10 protein-coding genes are annotated in these 9410 nt (G+C 58.2%); 7 read left to right on the forward strand and 3 right to left on the reverse strand.

What is annotated here, in order from left to right; translation table 11 throughout:
- Both ftsH and tilS read right to left on the reverse strand, forming a co-directional pair.
- Window positions 1-1493 (reverse strand): ATP-dependent zinc metalloprotease FtsH (ftsH, locus tag H1Y01_RS11770; protein WP_180540716.1); only part of this gene is annotated, 1493 nt, incomplete at its 3' end.
- Window positions 1494-1541: 48 nt separating this feature from the next.
- Complete coding sequence (gene tilS / locus H1Y01_RS11775; protein ID WP_180540717.1) at window positions 1542-2963, reverse strand: tRNA lysidine(34) synthetase TilS; 1422 nt, start codon at window positions 2961-2963, stop codon at window positions 1542-1544.
- Window positions 2964-3049: 86 nt separating this feature from the next.
- Here tilS and H1Y01_RS11780 point away from each other — a divergent pair, with 86 nt between their 5' ends.
- The 5 genes from H1Y01_RS11780 (at window position 3050) to H1Y01_RS11800 (ending at window position 6323) form a co-directional block, all read left to right on the forward strand.
- Entirely contained in the window at window positions 3050-3343 is a 294-nt protein-coding gene (locus tag H1Y01_RS11780; protein ID WP_219341482.1) for a type II toxin-antitoxin system prevent-host-death family antitoxin, read from the forward strand.
- Window positions 3340-3765, forward strand: coding sequence for a type II toxin-antitoxin system VapC family toxin (locus tag H1Y01_RS11785; protein WP_180540719.1), 426 nt, complete (start codon window positions 3340-3342; stop codon window positions 3763-3765). The genes H1Y01_RS11780 and H1Y01_RS11785 overlap by 4 nt, the downstream gene beginning before the upstream one ends.
- A 45-nt stretch (window positions 3766-3810) precedes the next feature.
- Entirely contained in the window at window positions 3811-4734 is a 924-nt protein-coding gene (locus tag H1Y01_RS11790; RefSeq protein WP_180540720.1) for a VOC family protein, read from the forward strand.
- Window positions 4735-4736: 2 nt separating this feature from the next.
- Window positions 4737-5450 carry a class I SAM-dependent methyltransferase gene (locus H1Y01_RS11795; RefSeq protein ID WP_180540721.1) on the forward strand — a complete coding sequence of 238 codons (714 nt, stop codon included), beginning with the start codon at window positions 4737-4739 and terminating at the stop codon, window positions 5448-5450.
- A gap of 84 nt (window positions 5451-5534) precedes the next feature.
- Window positions 5535-6323, forward strand: a complete 789-nt coding sequence (locus H1Y01_RS11800) for a hypothetical protein (protein WP_180540722.1) — start codon at window positions 5535-5537, stop codon at window positions 6321-6323.
- On the opposite strand, the gene H1Y01_RS11805 is transcribed toward H1Y01_RS11800, so the two are convergent.
- Window positions 6324-8276, reverse strand: coding sequence for a hypothetical protein (locus H1Y01_RS11805; RefSeq protein WP_180540723.1), 1953 nt, complete (start codon window positions 8274-8276; stop codon window positions 6324-6326).
- 107 nt (window positions 8277-8383) lie between these two features.
- Between H1Y01_RS11805 and H1Y01_RS11810 the strand changes: the two genes are divergently transcribed.
- Complete coding sequence (locus tag H1Y01_RS11810; protein ID WP_180540724.1) at window positions 8384-8686, forward strand: HU family DNA-binding protein; 303 nt, start codon at window positions 8384-8386, stop codon at window positions 8684-8686.
- A gap of 263 nt (window positions 8687-8949) precedes the next feature.
- A partial coding sequence (locus H1Y01_RS11815; protein ID WP_219341483.1) for a c-type cytochrome occupies window positions 8950-9410 on the forward strand: 461 nt, incomplete at its 3' end.

Genomic DNA, 9410 nt, shown 5'->3' on the forward strand with positions numbered 1-9410 from the left:
GTTGCGCGCTCGATGTCGTTCCCTGCCCCGGTGGTCATCTGGTTGAGGTACTTCTCTTCGGCGATACGGCCGGCCATCAGGATGGCGAGTTGATCGTCGCAATAAGCTTTCGAATAGTTGTGTTTATCGTCAATCGGCAGCTGCATGGTGATGCCGAGGGCCATGCCGCGGGGAATGATCGAAACCTTGTGCAGCGGGTCGGCGTTGGGCAGCATGGAGGCGACGACCGCGTGGCCGGCTTCGTGATACGCGGTGGTCCGCTTCTCCGATTCGGACAGGATCATCGACTTGCGCTCGGCGCCCATCAGCACCTTGTCCTTCGAGATCTCGAAATCGACCATCATGACCAGCTTGCGATTCTGACGCGCGGCGTTCAGCGCGGCTTCGTTCACCAGATTGGCGAGATCGGCGCCGGCGAGACCTGGTGTGCCACGAGCGAGAACCGAAAGATCGACATCGTCGCCCATCGGAATCTTCTTGGTGTGTACTTTGAGGATCGCCTCGCGTCCGCCGACATCGGGACGGCCGACGACCACGCGGCGATCGAAACGGCCGGGGCGCAGCAGAGCCGGATCGAGCACATCCGGGCGGTTCGTGGCGGCCACGAGAATCACGCCTTCGTTGGATTCGAAGCCATCCATCTCGACCAGCAGTTGGTTCAGGGTCTGCTCGCGCTCATCGTGACCGCCGCCGAGACCGGCGCCGCGATGACGTCCGACGGCGTCAATTTCATCGATGAACACGATGCACGGCGCGTTCTTTTTGCCTTGCTCGAACAGATCGCGGACGCGGCTGGCGCCCACGCCCACGAACATCTCGACGAAATCGGAACCGGAAATCGAGAAAAACGGCACGCTGGCTTCGCCGGCGATCGCACGGGCGAGCAGGGTTTTGCCGGTACCCGGAGGCCCGATCAGCAGCACACCTTTGGGAATGCGGCCGCCGAGCTTCTGGAATTTCTGCGGCTCGCGGAGGAACTCGATAATTTCCTGCAGCTCTTCCTTGGCCTCTTCCACACCGGCAACATCTTTAAAGGTGACTTTCTTTTGCTGGCTGGAGTGCAGCCGGGCCCGGCTCTTGCCGAAGCTGAGCGCCTTATTGCCGCCGCTCTGCATCTGGCGCACCATGAAAATCCAGAAAGCGATGAGCAGGATGAACGGCGAGAAGTTCATCAGCACGCTGACCCAGGGAGTCGTATTCGAATCCTTGAACTCGACGTTGATGTGCTTGGCGTCGAGAGCTTTGATGACGTCCTGATAATAGACCGGCAATTGAACGCGCAACGAAGCGTTCTCATTCACGAAATCGGCCTTAGCTTCCGAGCCGGTGACGACGACGTTCTTGACGTTGTCTTTCTCAATTTCGCCCATGAACTGGGTGTAGCTAATCTGCTTTTCCGGCTTCCCATGGCCGGAATGGACGACCGTCCACAGCAACACGGCGACGCAAATGAGCACCGCCCAGAAAATGATCGTTTTGATATTAGAGTTCACTCTATCTCCGCATGAGGCCGACGCTTACAGGAAAGCGCGATCCCAACCTTATAGACGTACGGGGCCCGGATCCTGATTCCGGTTGTTTACCTGTTCAGTGATCGACATCGGCCGCGAGGTATCTGGCCCGGCGGCAAAGTCGGCGGCGGCGCCGAAGTTGCGAGTCCAGACGATCGAATCGCCAATGGCCAGAACGGGCCATGTGCGCCGCTCCCACAGCGGGATTTTCGCCTCTTGAAAGAGGGTTTTCAGTTTCACCTCGGATCGCTTGCCGACCGGCCGGAACTGGTCCCCCGGCTGCCAGGTGCGCAGTTCGATCGAACCGGGAAGACGGTCTCCGTCAACATACCTTAACATCTCATTATATAGACTTTCTGACGCGGGCTTCGGTAGCACTTCGCGGATGATCAGTACGGAAGACGACTCCGGGAGCCGGATTTCTCCCGGAACTGTCACCTTGGCTGAAAAATGGCGCTCTCCCGAGTAAGCGTTCGGTGTTGCGAAACGAAGCCAGCCGAACGAACGCATGATATCGACGCCGGGAATCTGGAGGCGTCCGGCGCCTTCCGGCTGGGCCGCGAGGGCGCGAATTCGTTCGACATGAGCGAATTCAATGGAGCGCAGGTCGCCGCGAATCTGTTCAATCGCATGGCGAATGAGCCGGCGCGCGGCGGCTACAGGCAGCGCGTTCAAGGCCTCGGTTGTGCAGATTTGGGCACTTTCGCCGTGGGGCGGGCTGAGGTGTTCCTGGGCGAGGTTGTGCACGATTGTGCGCCAGTAGGCCTCTTCGTCCTGGGCCCATTCAGCCGTCGTGGAGAGTGCATTTTCGATCTGCGGATTCCAGTTATCCCGCAGATACGGAAGGAGTTGCTGACGGATCCGGTTGCGATCGAACGCCGGATCCCGGTTCGATGAGTCGTCGCGCCAGTCTCCAGGCGCGAGTTGTTCGCGAACTTCGTCGCGGGTACATGCGATGAACGGGCGGATCAAACCGTCGTCAGTGACCGGCCGGATGGCGGAAAGACCGGCGGTGGCGGCTCCGCGAAGGAATCGGTAGAGGACCGTTTCGGCTTGATCGGAGGCGGTGTGGCCCAGCGCGACGCGATCGAGGTTGAGCGCACGCATGCGGTTGCGGAACCAGGCGCGGCGGAGGTCGCGGGCCTCCTGCTCGAGGTTCTCGTTGCCGGCTAAGGGGAGCTCCGCTACCTCGCACGGGATGTTGAGGGTTTCGGCGAGATTGGAAACGAACCGCGCGTCGGCATCCGATTCGGCGCCGCGCAGTTGATGGTTCACATGTAAAACGACGAGTTCGAAGCCGGTTTGGTTCGCGAGGGCGTGAAAAAACCGCAGCAGGGCGACAGAATCAGCGCCGCCGGACACGGCAATTCCGATCCGGCGCGCGTCGTGGGGAATCATTTTCCAGCGATCGAGGGACGCGGTCACGCGCTCGTGGAAGGTGTCGGGTCGCACGCCGTCCGGATTGTAGCAGGGTGGTTGACTTTAGGCGGGGCGTGTGGTAGAACTAGTCAGACTGGTTAGGATATATGATTGAGACTTTGGAGAGACCGCAAGAACAAGAAGAGGTTGAGCCTTCGGGTGGTTGGCAGATTCAGACCGCGAAGGCGAAATTCAGTCTCGTGTTCCGATTGGCGCGCACCACGGGACCGCAACGGATCACGCGACAGGGCAAGGAGGGCGTCGTCATGGTGTCAGAAGAAGAATACGAGCGGTTGGTCCATCAATCGCGCCAGTCGAAGAGTCTGATGCAGTTTTTCCGCGAATCTCCGCTGGTGGGGCTCGAACTCGATTTTGAGCGCGATCGCGATGAGGGCCGGGACATCGAACTGTGAGCGGATATCTGCTCGATACGAACTGCGTTTCGGAAGCGGTGAAACTCAGACCTGACCCGCAGGTTGCGGATTGGATCGAGTCGGTCGACGAGTCGCTTCTCTTTCTCAGCGTGATGACTCTGGGCGAGATTCGGAAAGGATTGGCGAATCTCGAACAGGGCAAGCGAAGAACGCAGCTGGAAACATGGCTGGAGATCGACCTGCGGGACCGCTTCCACAAGCGGATACTTGGCATCGACCGCGCGATTGCCGACCGTTGGGGCGCCCTTACCGGAGAAGCGAAGCGGCGCGGACAAACCGTGGCAGTCGTCGATGGGATTCTGGCGGCGACGGCGCTTCACTACAACCTGACTGTAGTTTCGCGCAACGCGAACGACTTTGCACGCGCCCAGGTTGCCGTTCTGAATCCCTGGTCGCAGTGACGAACCCCTAGTGATGTAGAATTCGATTCTGAATTCAAAGTCACTATGTCCTTCTACCGATCTACTTTCGTCTGCGTCTTTACGCTTCTAACTGCGGCTCCATTTACTTCCGCGCAAAGCCGGCCGGCGATCACCGGAATCTCCCATATGTGTGTGTACACCAGCGACGCGAGTGCCGCGGACCATTTCTACGGCCACATACTCGGGGCGCAGAAAGGTTCCGACCCGCAAGACGCAAACGGAACGCGCTATTACTTCAGCCCCACTCAGTTCGTCGAGGTTCTGCCGTTACCCGCGGAGCATGGTATCAGCAGGATGGCTTGCGTAGCTTACAACACTCCGGATGCCGGGGGATTACTTCGTTACCTGCGTAACCGCAGTGTGAATGGCGTGAGCGAGCTTCATACGGGTGCTGACGGAAGCCATTGGTTTCAGACCAAAGATCCGGAAGGAAATCAAGTTCAATTTATTCAGCCTGGCAACTCGATTCCGATGCCGGACGCCAAGCCGATCAGTAGTCGAATCATTCATGTCGGTTATCTGGTAAATAGCAGGGCCGCGGAAGATCACTTCTACAAAGACGTTCTCGGATTCCGGCCTTACTGGTTCGGAGCGATGCATCCGGACCATCTGGACTGGGTGTCGCAACAGGTTCCGGATGGGCATGACTGGCTCGAATATATGTTAGTTGGCGACGGCTCTACAACGCCTTTGTCGAAAGTAGATCAGCGTGAGTTAGGAGTCCTCAACCACTTTTCTTTAGGAGTTCGGAACATGGAAGGGGCGATGACGACCTTATTCGGAGAAGACCGGTTGAGTCCGAGGCACGACGGCCCGCAGATGGGTAAGGATGGTAAGTGGCAGGCGAATCTTTATGATCCGGATGGCACGCGCGTGGAACTCATGGAGTTTCAACCGGTAACTAAGCCTTGCTGTTCGGAGTTTACCGCGGAGAGTCCGCGCGACTAATCATGTCGCCTGCTGAACTTGATCCGTATGTGCTGGAACGGATGCGCTGCGAATGGGACAAACGCGCGCGCGAGAATGCGCGCCATTTCATCGCGACGGCCAACGACGAATGGAACACCGAAGAATTCTTCAACTCCGGCCGCCTGAACCTATTCTTCGAGATCCTTACTGACCTCGGAAACGTCTGCCAAGGTAAGGGTCCGAAGGATATGAAGGTACTCGAGATCGGCTGCGGCGCCGGGCGGATGACCCGCGCGGCTGCCGAGGTGTTCGGCGAAGTTTACGCTGTCGATATCAGCGGCGAAATGATCGCGAAAGCGAAAGAGGCGCTCGCCGATTTGGGCAATGTCCATTTGTTTCAAAACAGCGGCGCGGACCTGCAGGTGCTCCGGGGGGGCGGCCTCCAGATAGATTTTGCTTTTTCGTTTATTGTCTTCCAACACATTCCGAGCCGCGAGATCATTTACAGCTATGCGCGAGAAGTCCATCGGGTTCTTAGGCCGGGAGGGCTGTTCAAGTTTCAGGTGCAGGGTGTTCCTTTAACCGAAGGCGAAGCCGATACATGGCAGGGCGTTCATTTCACCGACCAGGATGCGGTTGAGATGGCTCACGCTAGCGGGTTTGAGCTAAGATACCGGCAGGGAGCCGGTACTCAGTACTTTTGGCTGTGGTTCTTCAAGCCGGAAGCTATGGAAGCGTCGAAAGACTCCGCATAGGTTAGTAAACGACGTCGCGACACATTCAACGGATGGAACACGCAAAATCTTTGCGTATCTTGGTTTGCTGAATTCTGACCGAGAATGGGTAAGGCGCGCCTGGCGTTGCAAATTCATCGATTGATCCGGCAGCGCGTGATCGTTGGACTTCTCGGCGTGAAACCGCCGCAAGTTGGTCCGCTGATGCGCAACCGATCACTTTCTCCCACTCCGGAGCAAGGGCTGGGCGCCTTCCCGGTCCACACCGGCAGCAGGCTCCGCGAATTCGTAGCCGACCAGTATCACGGACAAGGCCGCGACAGCGAAGCTATGGAACTCCTGTGGGCCATGTTTATCGAGCGTCCCGGTCTGACGAGTTATCAGACTCTGGAACGACACGCAACGCGAGCGGGAGTCTGGCCGGAATGGAGGGAACGGGCGGTTTCCGAGGTACGGGCTAGGATCGCGCGGGCTAACCAGCTAGTAAGGGCGCAAGGCCGAAGTTTTTGGAACATAGCAGAGGGCGATCGCTCGCTGCTGGTGGAGATATTTCTCCATGAGCGCAAACTTGAAGAAGCCTGGCGGGAAGCCGAAACCGGGGGATGCTTCGATCGCCTCTGGCTTCGGCTTGCGGAAGCGCGGGAGAAGGATCGTCCCGAAGACGCGGCTTCAGTCTATCTGAGGCTTGCGGGCAATCTGCTGCAGATCAGTCGAAATTCGCGCTATGAGGAGCCGGTCGAGTTACTGATCAAAGCAGCCGGTGCAATGAAACGAGCCAATCGCATGGACGAGTTCACCCGGCGTTTAGATGAGCTAAGATTGCAATATAGAAGTAAGCGAAACTTCACAAAGCTACTAGAGGACCAGCGGGAATTGTTGTCGGGTGGCCGTTAGTCAGCGACTGAGCCGGACCTGCACTCTGGACAGCGTGTGCTCCTTAGTTAGCGGCTTGCCTCCGCTGACATCTTGCAGAAAAAACTGCATACCGTTGCTGACCCATTTACCCGTACGCGCCTGGCCGGATCCGCTGCTCCTCGCGAATAAGGCTCCATCGGGCGCGTTTACGTGAACCTCGGACGCCACGCCGTCTGGGACGGTCCAGAATAGCTCTACTTCGCCTAGACCGCTGCCGTCCGGCTGAATGACATGATCCGGCCGTGCAACGAGGGTAACTTCGTGCGGGTTTGCGGCTGCTTTCGCGACTGCCGCTCGTATTTGAGTCAAGAGTGGTGCGGTGGTTGCATCCGGCGCACCGTCGCGTTTCGCCTCGCCCAGAAAATTCTCTGCATCCGCCCAGAGACCCCAGTTAATTGCTATCTGAGCGCTTGCAAGTAAAGACTTCGGGTCATGAGGCCTCGCACGAGCCTGTTCGAGTAGCGGCTTCAGCGCTGGAACAATGACTTCGCTACGAACCTCAGAAGCGGGGATCGCCGCAACGGGCTGGATGTTCAGCAATCGATCCGATGAATTAAAGGTAGCTATGCGGTCGAAGTTCTCGAGCTTCAAATCGGCAGCATGCGGAAAGTCCGCTAGCGGGCTGCTTCGGCGGTACTCGATCGACTCCGGGAGCACTACAGACCATAAGATTCGATCGCCGAACTCGTCGTGAAGGAAGTCTCCCGCCTCCCAAGGTATGGAAGTGTCTTCGAGGCCGACCACCAAGACCCGCGACGGCCGCGGGATCGCTCGCAACCGGTTAAGGGATTGGACCATAGCTGCGCCTTTTCGATCCTGCTCTACAAACCATCGCTCCGCCGGCGTCTGATAAGTCCACCAGTAACCACCGGGGCCGGCGATAACAAGTACCGCGACGACTGCCGTGACAAGGTTCAGAAAACTCAACCGCATCGGGCGCGCCGGTCTACCTATCAGCAGCACCGGGGCGAGAAACAAAGGAGCTGCGAGCCACGCATACTCCGAGTCGAGATGGTTGGGAAGGATCGCATGCGGGATGAAAACGGCCAAACCGGCAAGCACAAAAGCGCAACCGAGCACGAAACGAGAGCGATCGCGCGCAACCGTAGCTATTCCGATCAACGGAAGTAGGATGAATGCGGGGTTGAGGAAGTGACGAAGGTAGAAGTAATAAGTGCGGGCGAGATCTGAGAGAGCGAGGCTCATCTTATAATCCGAGCTAACATTCGCAGGAGGCCAGCCGATGTGCCGGTTCCAGGCGTAACTGCAGCAAACCAGAATGACCAATAAGACGAAGAAAGCTGCGTGACTCCGCCGGTTCTGCCGACCTGAGAATGCTAGTCCGGCTAACAGGCACAAGGCTGCTACGAAATAAGTCTCTTTCGAGAAGGCGGACATAGCGGTGCAAGAGACCGCACCTATGGCCAGGATCACCCTACGGGCCGGACCTAGAGTTCTCCGAGCATCCACGAATGCCAACCAAGCGAGCAGACCGAGCAGCAGAAAGAGGTAAGCGGATTCCGCCGCCAGATCGTGCCGGTGCACGGCGTAGAACTCGGGATGCCCGAAAAGAACCACCACGTAAATGGCAAACGGCGCAAGAACCCTATTGGAGTAGAGACCAAGCGTACGTTGCGCAAAAGCTAACGTTAAGAGCACGCTCAATAGCGCGATGACAATCTCGCCGGCCAGTAGCGTCGGAAATCCGGCGTCGGCCAGAAACTTTGCGACCGCGAAAGACGCCGGCCGGGAATAGCGCGTGAGGAGAATCGAGTACGGATGGACCGCGGACGCGGCGTAGTCATAGAAGTCCACGTGAAATGCGGAGAGAGGCGCGAAGTATCCCGGAAACAGGAATTTCAGGCAGAGCCAATAACCGGCCAGGACGATCCCGACCGCTGCCGCCCAGAACATCGCGACCTGCCGATACATGCGGTTTAAGTGTCGCATCAACCGCGCGGAGACCCATCAAGCCATCGATCGCGAAACTCAGCCAAAACATTTTTTCCGCGTCCTGTTTTCACGCGTATAATGGGCTAATGGCTACAACAATGACTCAGACCCAACTCACGCGGTCGATCGCCGAAGCTTGCGAGCTGCCGACCAAGACCGCCAAGATGCTCCTCACGTCGCTGAGCGAGATTGCTGTCCAGGAGGTCAAGAAGAACGGCGTGTTTGTGGTGCCGGGCATCGGCCGTCTCGTGAAGGTGGACCGGAAGGCTCGCATGGGAAGAAATCCGGCGACCGGCGAAAGCATCAAGATCGCGGCGAAGAAGGTGGTTAAATTCCGGATCGCCAAGAGCGCCAAGGATGCGATTGTGCCGCCGAAGGTGAAGAAGTAGCCGCGGTAAAGCGCACCACTGACGAAGGGCTCAGGATTGGCAGCAAGCAGGTCCCGAGCCTAGGTTTCGGCGCGGAGCGAAGGCATTCGTAAGGGATCCTTCCGGAGCGCCAGCTTGCTTGCGCGCGCGGCGCGGTATGCGGTTTTCGGTGGTCGTGAAGTTCGGTGTCGTTTTTGAAGTTGGCAGCCATTACGAGTTTGCGGTGGTGTTTACAGGTCGAGAAAACCCGTCTTGATAAAATTCGGTAAACCGACCGTTACCCCGTGAATCTCAAGACAGTTTCCCTGTTCGCTCCTGTTGTTCTACTCTCCCTCACCATGGCCGCGGCGCAGGAGCCTCAAGCACCACCAACCGGTTCTCCAGCCCCGGCAGCGGCACGTCGCGCTAATTACGCCCAGACGTTCTTCGGTCTTAGCGCCCCGCCAGATCCCGCCGCCGTCGATCGCGGCCAGAAGCTTTTCGTCAGTAATTGCGGCTTCTGCCACGGAACCAATGCGACCGGCGGCAACTCCGGCCCGGATCTGGTGCATTCGGTCCTGGTGCTCCACGACGATGGAACCGGTAAAGAGATTGGCCCCGTCATCCTGAACGGTCGCCCCGCCCAGGGCATGCCGAAGTTCGCGTTCACCGATGCGCAGATTAAGGATCTCGCCGCGTTCTTTGTTTCGCGCTCGCAGGCGGTCGCCAATCGCATGGAGTACAAGATACTGAACGTCGTCACCGG

Origin of the sequence: Nevskia soli (assembly GCF_903970205.1) — a bacterium.
Taxonomy (GTDB): Bacteria; Acidobacteriota; Terriglobia; order Bryobacterales; family Bryobacteraceae; genus Bog-113.